Genomic DNA, 15,332 nt, shown 5'->3' with positions numbered 1-15,332 from the left:
AACATAACGGCGGTTTTGCTTTTATGACATCCTGCTCTATTTGATTTTCTGCAGAAGTTATCTCAGGTACCATCATGCCCGCGTCGTAGTAATATTTACCGCTGCTGTTTTTAAAATTTTAGATACTTTGCGATGAACAGGTAATACATGGATCCAATAAATGAAGACAGTATCTCACGTGGCGATCATCCGGATCAGCAAAGAATAAGTGATGCGGTAAAAAATATCCGTACAGAAATTCAAAAAGTTATTGTGGGCCAGGATGATCTGCTCATGCTGCTCATCACCGGATTATTTGCAGGCGGCCATTTGCTGATTGAAGGTGTTCCCGGAATTGCTAAAACATTAGTCGCAAAGCTGCTTGCAAAAACGCTTTCCATTAAGTTTTCCCGCATTCAGTTTACGCCTGACCTGATGCCGTCGGATGTGACCGGCACTTCTGTGTTCAACTTTAAAAATTCTGAATTCATCTTCAACCGCGGGCCTGTATTTTCAAATATCGTTTTGATCGACGAAATCAACCGTTCACCGGCCAAGACGCAGGCTGCCCTTTTTGAAGTCATGGAAGAACAACAGGTTACCGTGGACGGCTCCACCTACAGGATGGAATTTCCATTCATGGTGCTGGCCACGCAGAACCCTATTGAGCAGGAAGGCACTTATAAACTGCCGGAGGCGCAGCTCGACCGTTTTCTTTTCAGGGTGAAAATCAATTATCCTTCACTGGAGGAAGAAACAAAAATCATTGCGCTGTTTAAAGAAGATTTCAGCAACCGCAAATCGGAGGAGGTGCAGCCGGTATTTTCTGCCGCTGATATTGCAGCATGCCGGCAGCTGACAGAGCGCGTGCATATTAAAGATGAACTGGTGGCATACATTGCGCAGATTGTGCATCAGACACGCAACCATGGCGACTTGTTTTTAGGTGCTTCACCGCGTGCATCACTTGCCATGCTGCGTTCGTCAAAAGCCCTGGCAGCTATCAAAGGCCGCGACTTCGTAACACCTGACGATATCCGGTTTGTAAGTTATCCGGTATTGAACCACCGTATCATTCTTACGCCAGAAAGAGAGATGGAAGGCATGGAAGTGGAAGAAGTGATCAGTGAGATCATCCGCAAAATTGAAGTGCCCCGATGATGTACCTCCTGCGGCACCTGTATTTGTCGAATCGCCTTTTTATTATCGCCGGCGCAACAGCAGCTCTCTTTTCCGTCAGCTTTTTTCTGCCGTTCCTTTTTGTCGTAGCGCAGTTGTTACTCGTCCTGCTCGCTGCCATCACGGTAGCAGATGCGGCCCTGCTTTTTAATCCTTCGGTGAAGATGAGTGGAAAGCGCATCATGCAAAAGATATTTTCGCTGGGCGATGAGAACAGTGTGGTGGTTGCGCTGGAAAACAACAGCACCTTATCACTGCGTATCAGGCTGATTGATGAACTGCCTGAACAATTTCAACGGCGTGACTTTTCCTTTCACTTCAATATTGTACCCGGGGAAAAGAAGCATATCACCTACAGCCTTCTTCCGGTGACACGCGGCAACTATCACTTCGGCGATCTTAACCTGTTGCTGACAACAGGCATCGGGCTCTGCCACAGACGCCTGGTCATTGGTGCAAGCGCCGAAATACATGTGTATCCATCCATCGTGCAGATGAAGCGGTTTGAATTGAAGGCCATTTCAACCATTGCAACCCATGAAGGCATCAGGAAACTCAGGCGTATTGGTCACAGCTATGAGTTTGAAGAAATAAAAGAATATGTACGTGGTGATGATCACCGCAGCATCAACTGGAAGGCATCGGGCCGCCGTCATACCATGATGGTTAACCGTTATGCAGATGAAAAAGCGCAGCAGGTATATGTCGTGATTGACAGGAGCCGCACCATGCGGATGCCCTTTCATGGCATGAGCCTGCTCGATTATGCCGTGAATACTTCGCTGGTAATGGCCAACCTGGCCCTTCGTAAAAGTGATAAGGCAGGACTGATGTCTTTTGCCGATAAATATCAAACCTTCATCAAAGCGGATCGTGGACGAAGGCAGTTGCAGAAGATCCTGGAAGCACTTTTCGCGCAGCGCGAAGAAAACATGGAGGCAAATTTTGAATTGCTGTACCGGAGTGCACGCTACCACATGCATGGCAGAAGCCTCGTATTCCTGTTTACCAACTTTGAAAGCCGCTACGCGCTGGAAAGGGTTTTGCCGGTGTTGCGGCGCATCAACCGGCTGCACCTGCTGGTAGTTGTCTTTTTTCAGAATGCGGAAGTGGAAGACTTCAGCAGGAAAACAGTGACTGCCATCGATGACATCTACGAACAAACCATTGCGAAACAGTTCCTGCATGAAAAAATGCAGCTCGGCACAGAATTGCAACGCTATGGAATACAAAGCATCTTATCAAGGCCTGAAGAGTTGTCGGTCAATACCGTGAACAAATACCTTGAATTTAAAAGCCGCGGACTCATCTGACGGTAAATCGCCGAATCACTTGCGCTGTTCAAAACAATGTTTGGGAAGCGGGCTGAATGGCGCGTACGGTCAACTTGATAGCTGATGAAATGACCCGGAATATCGCAAACAGGCAGATAGCGTACATTGGCAGCCACTAAATACTAACCGCAACAATAATCAGGATTTTATGAGAAAGATCATTTCATTCATGCACATTTCGCTGGACGGTTTTGCAGCCGGACTGAATGGCGAAATGGATTGGATTAAAGTTGATGATGAAATTTTTCAACATGTAGAAAGACGGATCGGCAAAGGTGATACGGCATTATACGGGCGGGTGACCTTTCAGATGATGGAAAATTACTGGCCAACTGCGGCAGATAAGCCGGCAGCCAGCCGGCACGATATCGAACATGCAAAATGGTATGGCAAAGTTCACAAAGTTGTTTTGTCATCAACATTGACGGAAACGGGTTTGACCAGCACGCGAATCATCGGCGACAACCTTTCCCGCAACATTCAGGAAATAAAACAACAGGCCGGAGAAGAAATCCTGCTCTTTGGCAGCCCGACCGCTGCGCATTCACTGATGCAAGAACAACTCATTGACGGCTACTGGCTATTCGTTAATCCTGTAATACTCGGACAAGGCATTCCGTTGTTTAAGGATATCAAAGACAAAATAAATCTGCAACTTATCTCTACGCACCGGTTTAATTGCGGCGTGGTAGAATTGAATTATGAAGTCGGCAATCGATAATCCTGCAGTGCAGACAGCCCTTCGGCCTGTTTCCGGTTTTGATAAACGGTAATCATTTTCTCTTCCCTGCTAAATAGCTGAGCAAGCAGCGGATCATTGCCTGGCCGGGAGCTATCCAAAAAAAATTAGGTTTAGCAAAATATTTTCGTACATTTGTCGCCTTAATAATCAAAAATTTTAATTACAAAATGAAAAAAGGAAAAGTAAAATTCTTCAACACCACAAAAGGTTTTGGATTTATCAATGACAGCGCAACCGGACAAGACATCTTTGTACATGTAACCGGTCTCGCACAGGACATTCGCGAAGGAGATGAAGTGGTATTTGAAGTAACACAAGGTAAAAAAGGCTTAAATGCAGTAAACGTACGTTTAGCATAATCATTTAATTCCTTTCCCGGAAAAGCCTCCTTCATCAGGGAGGCTTTTCTGCTTTACAGGGGTCTCAGCGCCGTTTTTTTCTGCTGTATAACCGATGCCGCTGAATATAAGCAGCCACTTTTTCCGGAACGAGGTAACGGATGGATTTGCCTTCCGTCAACTGTTGCCGGATCATCGTAGAAGAGATAGCAAGGTAGGGAGCATCAAAAAACATAAGGTTAGGATGCTTTATCAATTCCGGAGTTGCAGGCTGCTGCCTGTCATACACCAACACCTTATAGTTATCAAGGATCTTTTTATAGTCTTTCCATAGCCTGAAAATGTGCAGGTTGTCTGAACCCATGATCAGTGCAAATTTCCTGCGCGGATATTGCCGGGCGATCATCTCCAGCGTATGAATGGTATAAGATGGTTTCGGCAGCCGGAACTCGATATCGCTCGCAACAAAATATTTATTGCTTTTGATGGCGATCTTCAGCAGATGAAGCCTGTCTTTTTCAGGGAGCAATAATCCTGATTCCTTCAGCGGATTTTGCGGTGAAACAACGAACCAAACCTTATCCAGCCCGGCTTGCTGCCGCAAGGATTCAGCAATAATCAGGTGGCCGGTATGAATGGGATTGAACGAACCAAAGAAGAGACCGGTCATCGTGAATGGTGAATGGTGAAGTCACAAAATTAGGAATCATTAATACATTCACTATCTGACTACTGATCATTCACCATCCGATATTCACCAATCAAAGTGGCTTGAACCGTTCAAAGCCCTGAAGGCAATCAAAACAATAATGCATGCTGCGGCAAAGTGTTGAGCCAAACATGGATTTCATGGTGGTGTTGCCGCTGCCGCAATGCGGACATGCCGAATATTCAATATCCGCCAGGCTAAAATCGCCCGCATGGCGTAATGGTGTTCCGAGTCCGAATGCTGCAAGGCTGCGCTTTCCTTTTTCCGTGATTCGGTCGGTATTCCAGGTAACGGAATCATCAACCTTCACCTGCACATCCTGATAGCCGAGCGACATCACTTTCTGTTGTATCTGCGACTGCAGCAGCCTGATGGCCGGACAAGCTGTAAAAGTGGGCAGCATCATGATGGTTACGGAATCCTCCTCCACTATGATATCTTCAATGATGCCCAGGTCCACAACAGACAACACCGGGATCTCCGGATCCATCACTTCCTGCAAGGAAGAAAAAATGCTGCCGGTTGCTGTTGTTGCTGCCGTTACCATGCCACGCCCTCCTCCAGTTTAATGACTTCCGCCATTTCCGCAAGCAACAGGGGAAGAAAAGCGGTGTGTTTTCCCTGTCTTCCTCCATAATAAATCGCATCGTCCTTCACTTCCGGAAAATCCAGCCCGGCCTTCTTGAGTTGCAGCCTTATGCGTTCCTCCCAGTATTGCTGTAATAATTTTTCACCCGCGAAGATATCCTGCGCAATAAGTTCATCCTCTCCATCACTTGTTTCAAACAATCCGAGTGCGAATGGCATAGCATAGTTCAATGCTGACTGCATGCGTGTATGACTGAGCGCTGTGCCGTGTCCGAGACGGGTGATCCATGAATTGGCATGCAGCACATGGTATTTCAATTCTCCTTTGATTTTCCTTGCCAGGCGGGCAAGCGCTTCGTAAGACGACGACGACAGCATTTCAAACCGTATGGCTGCCGCGTGATCAAACAGGAAATGACGCGCGAGGCTGAAATCATATTCACCAATCGGCAATTCCACCAGTTGACAACAACGGAAACCGGCGGCATTGCGCAGGAAAGCCATCTGATCAGGTTCTTCAAATCCTGCCTTTTCATGCAGAATGGTATAGAGCGACAATGCATGCCCAATCTGATCCTGCGCCATAGAGGAAAAAGCGATGTCTTCTTCGAGGATCGGGCCGAGCCCCGTCCATTCGCTGTTTCGATGCCCCAGCACCAGGGCATCATCGGCCATCTTCAGCATCAGTTCGTGTAACGGATTCATACGTTGGTTATTTATCAGCCTCTGCATGCTGCAGCTTCTGCTCTTTCTTGAATTGATTGATCTTATCGCGCAGTTTGTAACCGCCGGCTTCGCGGTACATCTTTTCCGGCGTGGTCTCAAACATGTCGGCATTGGCATATCCCAGCGAATAGATGTCCGATGACTTTACCACCCACATATTGGCGCATTTCAGCCGGCGGCCGTATTGTTCCTTGGCAAATATCAACGCCATCTCCGGATCAGGCGCATGTACCACACCGGCGTGGATGTGCTGTTCGCCGCGTTTTTTCTGGTGAAACACTTCGAAGGTGCCCCATTCCTCCATCGTCTTCAGTTGTTGAAAAGCAAGCGACGGTTCCATGTCAAGGCGCTGAATGCGCGGATCGATTATTGGTGCTTTTGTTTTCATCGTGCCATTTATTAAACAATCATCAGGCAAGCGGAATGGAAAACTCCTGGCGTGGATTCATCAGTGCTTCCCGCACCCAGCTGCCGTGATCTTCGGCGAAACGGCGGGCGGCCAATCGTTCTGCATTGCACGGACCATCGCCATTAATCACCCGCAGAAACTCATCCCAGTCAGGATCACTGTATTCCCACTTGCCGGAAACGGAATTTTTTTGCAGCAACGGATCAGGCAGCGTGAGTCCAAGTTCCCAAATCTTGGGCACATACGAATCCAGGAACTGCTGCCGCATATCATCATTGCTGGCCATCTTCACTTTCCAGCGCATCAGCTGCTCGCCATGCTGCGACTGCTGATCCGGCGGACCGAAGAAATGCATGATCGGCTTCCACCAGCGGTTGAGCGCTTCCTGTACCATTTCACGTTGCAACGGTGTGCCCAGCGCCATCGCCACAAATGCATCGTAGCCCTGCTTGATGTGAAATGATTCTTCATAGCAGATGCGTTCCAGGGCACGGCAATAAGGGCCGTAAGATCCTTTGGAGTTAGCCACCTGGTTTACAATGGCGCCGGCATCAATCAGGAAACCGATGACAGGAACGTCGGCCCAGGTAAAGGCGGGATAGTTAAAGACGTTGGAATATTTTGATTTTCCGCTCAGCAAATCGCTGATCATTGCCTCGCGTGATTTACCCAGTGTTTCGGCAGCATTATAGAGTAACTGCGCATGCCCTACTTCATCCTGCACCTTTGCTATCAGTGCCAGCTTGCGGCGAAAGCCCGGTGCACGGGTGATCCATGCTCCTTCCGGCAAAGCACCCATCACTTCACTATGTGCATGTTGTTCAATCAGCCGGATGAGTTGCCTGCGGTATTCATACGGCATCCAGTCTTCCGGCTCAATCTTTTCACCGCTGTTAATCGTAGCCTCAAATGCTGCGAGCAGGACGGGATCATCCACATGCTCCTCACGTTCTTTTTGAGTAGGTTCAGTAAAAATGTAGCCGCCGCCGTACATATAAAAAGATTGAAGGGTGTTTTTCCGTCGTGATGATGAATGGTTTATGCTATTTATTTTCTCATGCCGTCGAGGATGAGCCTGGAGAGGTTATCCGCAATCTGCACAGGTGTAAACTTCCCGTTTGGATCATACCATTCATACACCCAGTTGAGTGATGAAAAAATGGTGAGCACAGTAAATGTTTCATCCAGCTTGTTAAATGTGCCGTTGCTCATGCCTTCTCTTATAATCTTGCGGAAGATGTTTTCGTAGTTGCGTCGCAATGCTTTGAACTCGGTAAGAAACGGCTCACTCAGGTACCGCCAGTCGTGGAAGAAAACAGCGGAGGCATCGGTGTTGGAAGTAATTACCGCAATATGCGATCGGATAGCCTTCTCCAATATCTTATCAGACAGCTTTTCTTCATTGATCACTTTGTCAATGCCATTGAAAAATTCAGCAGCCATCCGGAAACAGATTTCTTTCAGAATGCCCTCCTTTGAGTCGAAGTGATTGTAGAAACTGGCCGCTTCAATGCCTACATGATCTGCCAGCTCCCGCATGGAAACAGCACGGTAGCCCTTCTCCCTGAATTTATGCTGTGCTATCTTCGTGATCTGATCTTTCCGCTTGATCGTCTTGTCTTTAGGCATCGCAGACTAACATTTGTTAGCAAAAGTAATTGGTTATTTCTGAAATAAAAAAAAGGCCGGGAGCTGCAGCCCAAAGCTGATCATCGCTGTGAACAGTGTTTGTGTGGCATTACAGGTTCGCAAGGTTGTCCAAAAACCAGCTTACAGATTATTGCAGCCGGCGATAACAAAAAACATCATTGCCAATTGTAACATAAGATCATCTTTGTATGTCCTATAGCAACCCGGACAGATTCCTGTGAAAATTAGTTTTGGTGGCTAACCGTCAAATGTTACTTGCACTGAACATGAAAATCAACAGCATCTCCTTACCAACCATTGAGTGCAGTCAGTTGGCTGCAACATGGTTAATGGTTTTGCTGTTGCTTTTTACATCAGCCTGGCCGGTAGTCGGTAAGTCGAAAGCAGTGGTGTTTCAGCAGTCGATGTTGTCGAAACCGGAAGGAGAGTTTGATGTGCTGGTGGTACCCATCAAGAGAGCCGAAAACCTGTTGCTGGTGGAAGCAACGGTTGATTCCGTCACCGGTAATTTCATCCTCGACACCGGTGCTCCTTATCTTGTATTGAACAAGACTTATTTCCGGAAAGGAAAAAGTAAAGATGGTGTCAGCGCCGGCAGCGTGACCGGAGGTTTTAATGCACAGATAACACAAACTACCGTTAACCGGCTTTCTATCCAGGAATTGTTTTATAAGTCCATGCGGGCCGATCTCGTCAGCCTCGGGCACATAGAAGACAGCAAAGGGGTGAAGGTACTTGGCTTACTCGGCACAAGCCTGTTCAATGACCTGGAAATGGAGATAGACGTAGACAAAAGTGTACTATACCTGTACCGGCTTGATAAAAGCGGCGAAAGGATCAAACAAAACAGTGCAACTGCAGCGACAAAATCTGATCTGCAGGTTCCCATTGATATGGAAAACAATGTCATTTTCATTGCGGCAAAAGTAGGCGAGAATAAGCTGCGGTATTGTCTCGACACAGGTGCGGAAATTAATGTGCTCGGCAATGATGTCCCCAAAAAAGTACTTGAGCATTTCCGGCTTGGCAGCAGGAATTCACTCACGGGTACCAACAATCAACGCGTTGAAGTTTTCGGCGGCGAGCTCGATGAACTCACGATCGGATCACACACCTTTACGAATTCACAAACCATTCTGGCCGGACTGGCCGGACTTCAGGCAGCTTACAATACCGGCATCGACGGCATTCTCGGATTTAATTTCCTCGCGGAAGGGCGCGTGATTATTAATTTCCGTAAAAAGCAATTAACCATGTATTTTTATAACACGAAGCCACAATGATGAAAAGCTCTTCATACCATCCAATGCATGTTGCCGGCAGGCACTCTGCCTTCCTGCTGCAGCTATTGAATGACAGGGTGAATGGATTGTTGCCTAAGCAGTGGCGCAGTTCAGGATGGCTATTAGCTGTAATCTTAATGTGCTTGTTGTTACCGGTCGCTGCCACTGCGCAAAAGAATGAATCGCTGCGGATCGAAAACGGGATGATCATCGTCCGGTTTGACAAACAGTTGCCCGATGAACTCAATAAAATGCTTGGTTTTTTTAAACTGAAAGAAGACAGCCTCTGGACCTACCGGCAACTTGGCACACTCAGTAAAGAAGGGTGGTCTATTCATCATGCAGACAAGAACGTGATTGAGATTGCCAAGCCTGTAGATAAAGGCGATGCCATCAGCTGGGGACAACAGCCCATTTACATCGACCATCCGAAAGCAGTAGCCGGATCACCCGGTTATCCATTGCCTGTGGAGTATGGTACCAACAGCTGGAAATCCGCACCTTCCGTATTTGAGAATCCAAAGAAAGATGAAACCATTTTCCGCCTGCGCGGTTACACACAGGCCTCGCGTGTTTACCTGAGCGGCAACTTTAACAACTGGAGCACCAATGGCATTGCCATGCAACGAACCGACAGCGGTTGGGTGGCCATTCAAAAACTGAAACCGGGCAAGTACCTTTATAAATACATCGTAGACGGATTATGGATTTACGATGCAAACAACCTCCGGCGTGAAAGTGACGGACAAGGTTCCTATAACTCGGCCTATTTTCATTACAACTATGTCTTTGCACTGGATGGATATAGTGACGCTAAGCGTGTAGTACTCTGTGGCAGTTTTAATAACTGGAATGAAAAGGAACTTATAATGCAACGCACGGCAACAGGCTGGCGGCTGCCGCTGTACCTGAATGAAGGCACACATGCTTATAAATTTATAGTGGATAAAAACTGGATCCTCGATCCGAAGAATAAGGTAACGCGGCCCGATGGCAATGGCAACTTCAATTCCTTCATGAGCCTTGGCGATACCTTGTTTTTCACGCTCAACGGATACACGAATGCGAAAAGCGTAATCCTGAGCGGAAACTTTAATGCATGGAACACGCAGGAGTTGCAGATGACGAAGTCTGCCACAGGATGGAAAATTCCCTATGTATTGCGGCCCGGCACTTATGAATATAAGTTTATTGTTGACGGACAATGGATCACCGATCCGGCCAATCCTGTTACTTCCGGCAGCGGTGACTTGATGAATTCTGTGCGCACCGTTAAAGCCAACTATACTTTTCAATTGCGCAAATATCCCGATGCTAAAAAAGTATATATCAGCGGCAGCTTCAACAATTGGGCGGAGCCGGGCTATCCCATGCAAAAGAACAATGGCATCTGGTCAGCGCCGGTTTACCTGCCGGCCGGAAAATATACTTACAAATATATCGTGGATGGTAACTGGATCATCGATCCGGAAAACCCGTTGTATGATGAAAATGAATATGGCACAGGCAACTCCGTATTGTGGATAGAACCGGAGGAAACATACTACGATAATTGAGTTTTATCCAGCAAGGGTTGTTATCTATTGGAATGTATGATCCACGCTGATGCCGCAGGTGTTACTTCCGTTGATGAATGAAGTCAGCTTTATCAAAATTAAATAGCGTATGAAGCAGCAGCCTGTTCCATCTTAAGTGCAAGTGGTTTCAAATTACAACTAAACCGCTGTCACAGCGAGAAACCATTTTGATCTTAGTGTAACAAAAATGCCCTCAGCGTAAACCGGGGGCATTTTTGTTGAGTGATCAATCTCTCTTACTTCGGAGAGGCCGCTTCTTTGGGTGCTGCTTTTTCCGGTTTGTTTGCATGCAGCTTATTATACATGCCTTCCACCTTTTTGTGCTGCACATTGATAGCTTCCCAGTCTTTGGTCATGGCCTGCACATACTGTTCATGTTGAGCAGCCGGCGTGCTGTCGTAACGGTCGAGCCTGGTTTTGAAATCATTCACCATGCTATTCAGCTTCGCCGCTTCATTGCTGAATTCAGCATTTTTTTCTGATGCCGCTTTGGCGGTGTAGTCCTGCACCTTTGGTTGTATTTCATTCAGGTGCTTCGTGAACTCCTGCTTCTTGGCATCTTTCGATTCCGTTTTTTTTGCCTCTGTAGAAGCCGCAGAGGCCGGTGCCTTTGTTTGGGTTGTTTGTGCAGTGGCATGCATGGTCAGCAATCCGCTGATGGCAACAGCAAACAATGTAATTTTTACGCTTGTGCTTTTCATAAGTTTTTTTTAGGTTAAGATTTAATGTTAGTATGAGCAACCGGATTCAATACATGTGCCATCGCTGTCGAGTCTTAACAAATCTGAAAAACTTTAACGCATTTTAACCTGTCTTAACCTTGACAGACATTAGATGCCACTGATTTTAACTATTCCGATTTTATCCGTTGCCTGCGCTGTAACAAAATAAGATGTAAGCCACTGCCTTTTTCAATGCATACCAGCGATTCAGATCAATAATGGAAAGAAATGGTACATACTTAACTTCACCGTTTGCAATGCAAAACATCATCACCACTAATCCATTAACACGTTTGATCAGGATAATCAGAACAGACGCTGAAAATTCCGATTTCATAGAACTGGTAAAACAGCTTGACGCAGAACTCGTCGTACGCGATGGTGAGGATCACGCATTTTATGCGCAGCTCAATAAAACAGGCACAATAAAACATGTGATCGTTGCCTATGACAACTTCAGCCCCGTTGGTTGTGGTGCCATCAGGAATTATGATGCAAATGTGATGGAAGTAAAACGGATGTATACGGTGCCCGCTGAGCGCGGGAAAGGCATTGCCACCATGCTGCTGCAGGCATTGGAAAAATGGGCGGCAGAACTGTCAGCCGGAAAACTCATCCTCGAGACAGGGAAGAATCAACCGGAAGCAATTGGTCTTTATCATAAGAACCATTACCACCGGATTCCCAACTACGGTCAATATGCAGGGTTGGAAAGCAGTGTATGTTTTGAAAAAATATTACCAGGTTGATTAAATAATGCTGCTTTTTGAGTGAGTTATGAAAGTATCATAACACTGCAGCAACCATCGGGGCTGTTGCTTATGCAGTTCACCGTGCAACAAAGCATTAATTTAACACCATGTAAAGTAATGGCTATCGGCAGCACCGGCCAATCACTTGCCTGCTTCTGGAACAGCCGACGCTTTGTCAAATCAGTTTTATGCCAACAGCCTCCCCGAATTATTTCTGGCAGTATAATACAGACTACTGGTTAAAAAAATTAAACAGTGGCGCATGCGGCCTCAGTGAACAAGCGGCTGCACAGATCCATGCGAAGACCGGCAGACAAAAGAGAGCACAATCTGTTTTCAGTAAAGAAACCAAACTATTCATCGCACAATTCAAGAGCCCGCTCATGCTGCTCCTGATTGGTGCTGTTGTTCTATCTGCATTCCTCGGCGATCCTTCCGATGTTGTCATTATTCTCTTCATCATCCTGTCATCAGGGTTGCTCAGTTTTTTTCAGGAACGCAATGCCGGCAGGGTGGTGGAGAAACTGCAGTCGATGATTTCGCTGCGCTGCAACGTGATACGTGACGGAATAGAGCAGGAAATTGACTCCGTGGCGGTGGTGCCCGGCGATGTTCTCGTATTTAATGCCGGTGATATCATACCCGCGGATTGCCTGATTCTGGAATCGAATGAACTGCATGCCAATGAATCGAGCCTTACAGGCGAATCCTTTCCTGTAAGAAAGCAGGCCGGCACATTACCTGAACAGACGGAACTGCCAAAAAGAACAAACTGTCTTTGGGAAGGGTCGAGTATCGTAAGCGGCAATGCCAAAGCGCTGGCGATTCAAACAGGCAACAACTCCCTGTTTGGAACCATTGTACAAAGTGCTTCCGCTACGGTGGAAACAACCTTCGAAAAGGGCATCAGGGACTTCGGTTTTTTCCTGATGAAGATTACACTGGTGCTCTCCATCTTTATCCTCCTTGTTAACCTGCTCAATCATAAGAGCGTCATGGAATCGGCGCTTTTCGCCCTCGCGCTGGCGGTGGGAATGGCTCCCGAATTACTGCCCGCTATCACCACCATCGCCATGAGTGCAGGCGCCAAACGAATCCTTCAGAAAAAAGTAATCGTAAGAAAACTCACCTCCATTCAAAACCTCGGAGAAGTAAACTTACTCTGCACCGACAAAACCGGTACTATAACGGAAGGCATCATCAGGGTACACGGCCTGGTAAATGGCGGCGGAAGTCACGATGAGTTCGTTGAACAACTTGCAGTATGGAACGCCAGCCTGCAGGCAGGTTATGCCAACCCGATTGATGATGCGCTGAAACAACTTAGCCATGCAGCAGGATCACCGCCACTGAAACTCAGTGAAGTGCCCTATGATTTTATCCGAAAGCGCCTGAGCATTGCCGTAAAAACAGCCGATGAGAAGCTGCTCATCAGTAAGGGCGCCTTCAGGGAAATAGCCGGCATCTGCACCGCCGTCAGATTGCCGGGCAACGTCATCACGCCTCTCCATGAGCACATCGATGCACTGAATATGCTCTTTGAGGAATATAGCGCAAACGGCCTGCGTGCCATCGGCATTGCTTACAAACTGATCACCACAGACAACATCACAAAAGAAGATGAGAGAGACCTGGTTTTTGCCGGATTCATTTTATTACAGGATCCGGTTAAACAGGCTATTGCGGAAACTATTGAATCACTGCAGACATTACATATTGGCCTTAAGATAATTACCGGAGACAATAAGAATGTAGCGAAGTCAATTGCCATGCAAATCGGCATTCCCGATCCGGTAATCATGACGGGCGAAGAGCTTATTAATACCAGCTCTGAAGCGCTTGTTCAGCTGGCGAAGAGGACACACCTTTTTGCGGAGGTGGAACCACAGCAGAAAGAGCGTATTATTCAAGCATTGAGGAAATCTTATACCGTCGCCTATATGGGCGATGGAATCAATGATGTGTCAGCGATTAATGCCGCGGATATCGGTATCTCTGTTGACAATGCTGCTGATGTGGCAAAGGAGGCCGCCGATATTGTGCTGATGGAAAAAGATTTATCAGTATTGGTGGATGGTATTACTGAAGGAAGAAAAACATTTGCGAACACCTTAAAATACCTTTATATCAGCACAGGTTCCACGTTCGGCAACATGTGCAGTGTAGCAGCCGCATCACTTATCCTTCCCTTTTTGCCGATGCTTCCGAAACAAATCCTGCTGACCAATTTCATGACTGATTTTCCATACCTGGCGGTGGCATCTGATAATGTAGATGATGATCAGTTAAAAAAACCGGGGAAATGGAATTTGAGGATGATTCGGACCTACATGCTTGTTTTCGGTATTCAGAGTTCTGTATTTGATGTGATCACTTTCCTGGTTTTATACTATGTTTTACGGGTGAAAGAATCCGCATTTCAAACGGGCTGGTTCATTGAATCTGTCCTTACGGAATTGCTCATCCTTTTTATTATCCGCACACAAAAAAATTTCTTTAAAAGCAGGCCTGCGAGGTCATTGCTGTTGCTCAGTGTAACAGCGCTTGCACTCACCATTGTCTTTCCTTACCTTCCATTCGCTTCGGAAGCCGGCCTTATCCCTTTACCGCTTCCTTTCCTCGGAGCAATTGCCGCCATTGTAGTGGCCTACGTCATTACCGCGGATTTATTAAAAGTCTGGTTTTTTAACCGGTACCAAAACAGCTGATGATAAGGTTAGGACAACCGGTGGTGAATGACCACTTCATTTGCCATACAGACTTTTGATAATGATCACATCGCCGGTTCAGGATATCATCAACTCAATGTGAGCAAGCATGCTTTTCAACAGTTGTGCATAACCGGTGTGGAGATTTTGTGTACAATATCAGGCCGGAAAATTTGCAAAGCGTACAGTGCGTGATGTATGTTTGGTTCACTGATTAAAACATCCGGTCGTTTAGCAATAGACGGCCTTCCGATCGAAAGAAAAGAAGAAGCAGCATCGCAAGGTGAGGCACGGGTTCGAAGGTCAGGGCAGCATAGGGAGCTACGGTTGCTTAGGCTGCGAAAGCGGAATTAATCGAACAGATTGATTCCGCTTTCTTCGTTTTAATACTTACTGTATATTCTCCTGTTTCTCCATCAACATTCCTTAAGTATGTGAAACTTGAGTGATGTTTCATCATGAACTGCTGTGCATCCGCTCTGCATTGATGTGCTTATGTACAATTCATCGTGTGCGTTTATTTACTGTCTATATCAATCCACAGATATCCTGATTTGGTTGTAGACTTCCGTGGTTTTGTATTACATGAAATGGTGCAACTAAAAATCAATTGGATCCTGGCATGATATACGATGA

At 46.6% G+C, this 15,332-nt stretch carries 15 protein-coding genes; 8 read left to right on the top strand and 7 right to left on the bottom strand.

Annotated elements, in window-relative coordinates; translation table 11 throughout:
* Nucleotides 1-147: 147 nt before the first annotated feature.
* From K1X61_08970 to K1X61_08955, 4 genes are all read left to right on the top strand, one after another.
* A complete protein-coding gene (locus tag K1X61_08970; GenBank protein ID MBX7108763.1) occupies nt 148-1,140 on the top strand; it encodes a MoxR family ATPase in 993 nt (330 codons plus the stop codon).
* A complete protein-coding gene (locus tag K1X61_08965; GenBank protein MBX7108762.1) occupies nt 1,137-2,471 on the top strand; it encodes a DUF58 domain-containing protein in 1,335 nt (444 codons plus the stop codon). Before K1X61_08970 ends, K1X61_08965 begins: the two co-directional genes overlap by 4 nt.
* Before the next feature lie 169 nt (nt 2,472-2,640).
* Nucleotides 2,641-3,213, top strand: a complete 573-nt coding sequence (locus tag K1X61_08960) for a dihydrofolate reductase family protein (protein MBX7108761.1) — start codon at nt 2,641-2,643, stop codon at nt 3,211-3,213.
* Nucleotides 3,214-3,401: 188 nt separating this feature from the next.
* Nucleotides 3,402-3,593, top strand: coding sequence for a cold shock domain-containing protein (locus K1X61_08955; GenBank protein ID MBX7108760.1), 192 nt, complete (start codon nt 3,402-3,404; stop codon nt 3,591-3,593).
* Nucleotides 3,594-3,657: 64 nt separating this feature from the next.
* Here K1X61_08955 and K1X61_08950 read toward each other — a convergent pair whose 3' ends face one another.
* From K1X61_08950 to K1X61_08925, 6 genes are all read right to left on the bottom strand, one after another.
* Entirely contained in the window at nt 3,658-4,242 is a 585-nt protein-coding gene (locus tag K1X61_08950; protein ID MBX7108759.1) for a nicotinate-nucleotide adenylyltransferase, read from the bottom strand.
* Between the two features lie 91 nt (nt 4,243-4,333).
* Nucleotides 4,334-4,828 (bottom strand): phenylacetate-CoA oxygenase subunit PaaJ, encoded by a 495-nt coding sequence (gene paaJ, locus K1X61_08945; GenBank protein MBX7108758.1) that lies wholly within the window; start codon nt 4,826-4,828, stop codon nt 4,334-4,336.
* Nucleotides 4,822-5,574, bottom strand: coding sequence for a phenylacetate-CoA oxygenase subunit PaaC (gene paaC / locus K1X61_08940; GenBank protein MBX7108757.1), 753 nt, complete (start codon nt 5,572-5,574; stop codon nt 4,822-4,824). The genes paaJ and paaC overlap by 7 nt, the downstream gene beginning before the upstream one ends.
* 7 nt (nt 5,575-5,581) lie before the next feature.
* Nucleotides 5,582-5,983, bottom strand: a complete 402-nt coding sequence (locus K1X61_08935; GenBank protein MBX7108756.1) for a hypothetical protein — start codon at nt 5,981-5,983, stop codon at nt 5,582-5,584.
* Between the two features lie 22 nt (nt 5,984-6,005).
* Nucleotides 6,006-6,998 (bottom strand): 1,2-phenylacetyl-CoA epoxidase subunit A, encoded by a 993-nt coding sequence (paaA, locus tag K1X61_08930; GenBank protein MBX7108755.1) that lies wholly within the window; start codon nt 6,996-6,998, stop codon nt 6,006-6,008.
* A 53-nt stretch (nt 6,999-7,051) separates the two neighbouring features.
* A complete protein-coding gene (locus K1X61_08925) occupies nt 7,052-7,633 on the bottom strand; it encodes a TetR/AcrR family transcriptional regulator (protein ID MBX7108754.1) in 582 nt (193 codons plus the stop codon).
* Between the two features lie 254 nt (nt 7,634-7,887).
* Here K1X61_08925 and K1X61_08920 point away from each other — a divergent pair, with 254 nt between their 5' ends.
* Nucleotides 7,888-8,937 (top strand): aspartyl protease family protein, encoded by a 1,050-nt coding sequence (locus tag K1X61_08920; GenBank protein MBX7108753.1) that lies wholly within the window; start codon nt 7,888-7,890, stop codon nt 8,935-8,937.
* Nucleotides 8,937-10,493, top strand: a complete 1,557-nt coding sequence (locus K1X61_08915; protein ID MBX7108752.1) for a glycogen-binding domain-containing protein — start codon at nt 8,937-8,939, stop codon at nt 10,491-10,493. Before K1X61_08920 ends, K1X61_08915 begins: the two co-directional genes overlap by 1 nt.
* 257 nt (nt 10,494-10,750) lie before the next feature.
* Here K1X61_08915 and K1X61_08910 read toward each other — a convergent pair whose 3' ends face one another.
* Complete coding sequence (locus K1X61_08910) at nt 10,751-11,215, bottom strand: hypothetical protein (GenBank protein ID MBX7108751.1); 465 nt, start codon at nt 11,213-11,215, stop codon at nt 10,751-10,753.
* Nucleotides 11,216-11,493: 278 nt separating this feature from the next.
* Between K1X61_08910 and K1X61_08905 the strand changes: the two genes are divergently transcribed.
* Both K1X61_08905 and mgtA read left to right on the top strand, forming a co-directional pair.
* Nucleotides 11,494-11,985, top strand: coding sequence for a GNAT family N-acetyltransferase (locus K1X61_08905; GenBank protein ID MBX7108750.1), 492 nt, complete (start codon nt 11,494-11,496; stop codon nt 11,983-11,985).
* 191 nt (nt 11,986-12,176) lie between these two features.
* Entirely contained in the window at nt 12,177-14,696 is a 2,520-nt protein-coding gene (gene mgtA, locus K1X61_08900; protein ID MBX7108749.1) for a magnesium-translocating P-type ATPase, read from the top strand.
* Nucleotides 14,697-15,332: the final 636 nt, after the last annotated feature.

The sequence above is a fragment of the Chitinophagales bacterium genome, assembly GCA_019694975.1.
Taxonomy (GTDB): Bacteria; Bacteroidota; Bacteroidia; order Chitinophagales; family UBA10324; genus JACCZZ01.
This window is presented reverse-complemented; position numbering and strand designations above follow the sequence as displayed.

What these genes read in the sequence shown, in the direction of transcription:
- K1X61_08970 (MBX7108763.1), top strand. Translation starts at nt 148, where the DNA reads ATGGATCCAATAAATGAAGACAGTATCTCACGTGGCGATCATCCGGAT.
- K1X61_08965 (MBX7108762.1), top strand. Translation starts at nt 1,137, where the DNA reads ATGATGTACCTCCTGCGGCACCTGTATTTGTCGAATCGCCTTTTTATT.
- K1X61_08960 (MBX7108761.1), top strand. Translation starts at nt 2,641, where the DNA reads ATGAGAAAGATCATTTCATTCATGCACATTTCGCTGGACGGTTTTGCA.
- K1X61_08955 (MBX7108760.1), top strand. Translation starts at nt 3,402, where the DNA reads ATGAAAAAAGGAAAAGTAAAATTCTTCAACACCACAAAAGGTTTTGGA.
- K1X61_08950 (MBX7108759.1), bottom strand. Translation starts at nt 4,242, where the DNA reads ATGACCGGTCTCTTCTTTGGTTCGTTCAATCCCATTCATACCGGCCAC.
- paaJ (MBX7108758.1), bottom strand. Translation starts at nt 4,828, where the DNA reads ATGGTAACGGCAGCAACAACAGCAACCGGCAGCATTTTTTCTTCCTTG.
- paaC (MBX7108757.1), bottom strand. Translation starts at nt 5,574, where the DNA reads ATGAATCCGTTACACGAACTGATGCTGAAGATGGCCGATGATGCCCTG.
- K1X61_08935 (MBX7108756.1), bottom strand. Translation starts at nt 5,983, where the DNA reads ATGAAAACAAAAGCACCAATAATCGATCCGCGCATTCAGCGCCTTGAC.
- paaA (MBX7108755.1), bottom strand. Translation starts at nt 6,998, where the DNA reads ATGTACGGCGGCGGCTACATTTTTACTGAACCTACTCAAAAAGAACGT.
- K1X61_08925 (MBX7108754.1), bottom strand. Translation starts at nt 7,633, where the DNA reads ATGCCTAAAGACAAGACGATCAAGCGGAAAGATCAGATCACGAAGATA.
- K1X61_08915 (MBX7108752.1), top strand. Translation starts at nt 8,937, where the DNA reads ATGAAAAGCTCTTCATACCATCCAATGCATGTTGCCGGCAGGCACTCT.
- K1X61_08910 (MBX7108751.1), bottom strand. Translation starts at nt 11,215, where the DNA reads ATGAAAAGCACAAGCGTAAAAATTACATTGTTTGCTGTTGCCATCAGC.
- K1X61_08905 (MBX7108750.1), top strand. Translation starts at nt 11,494, where the DNA reads ATGCAAAACATCATCACCACTAATCCATTAACACGTTTGATCAGGATA.
- mgtA (MBX7108749.1), top strand. Translation starts at nt 12,177, where the DNA reads ATGCCAACAGCCTCCCCGAATTATTTCTGGCAGTATAATACAGACTAC.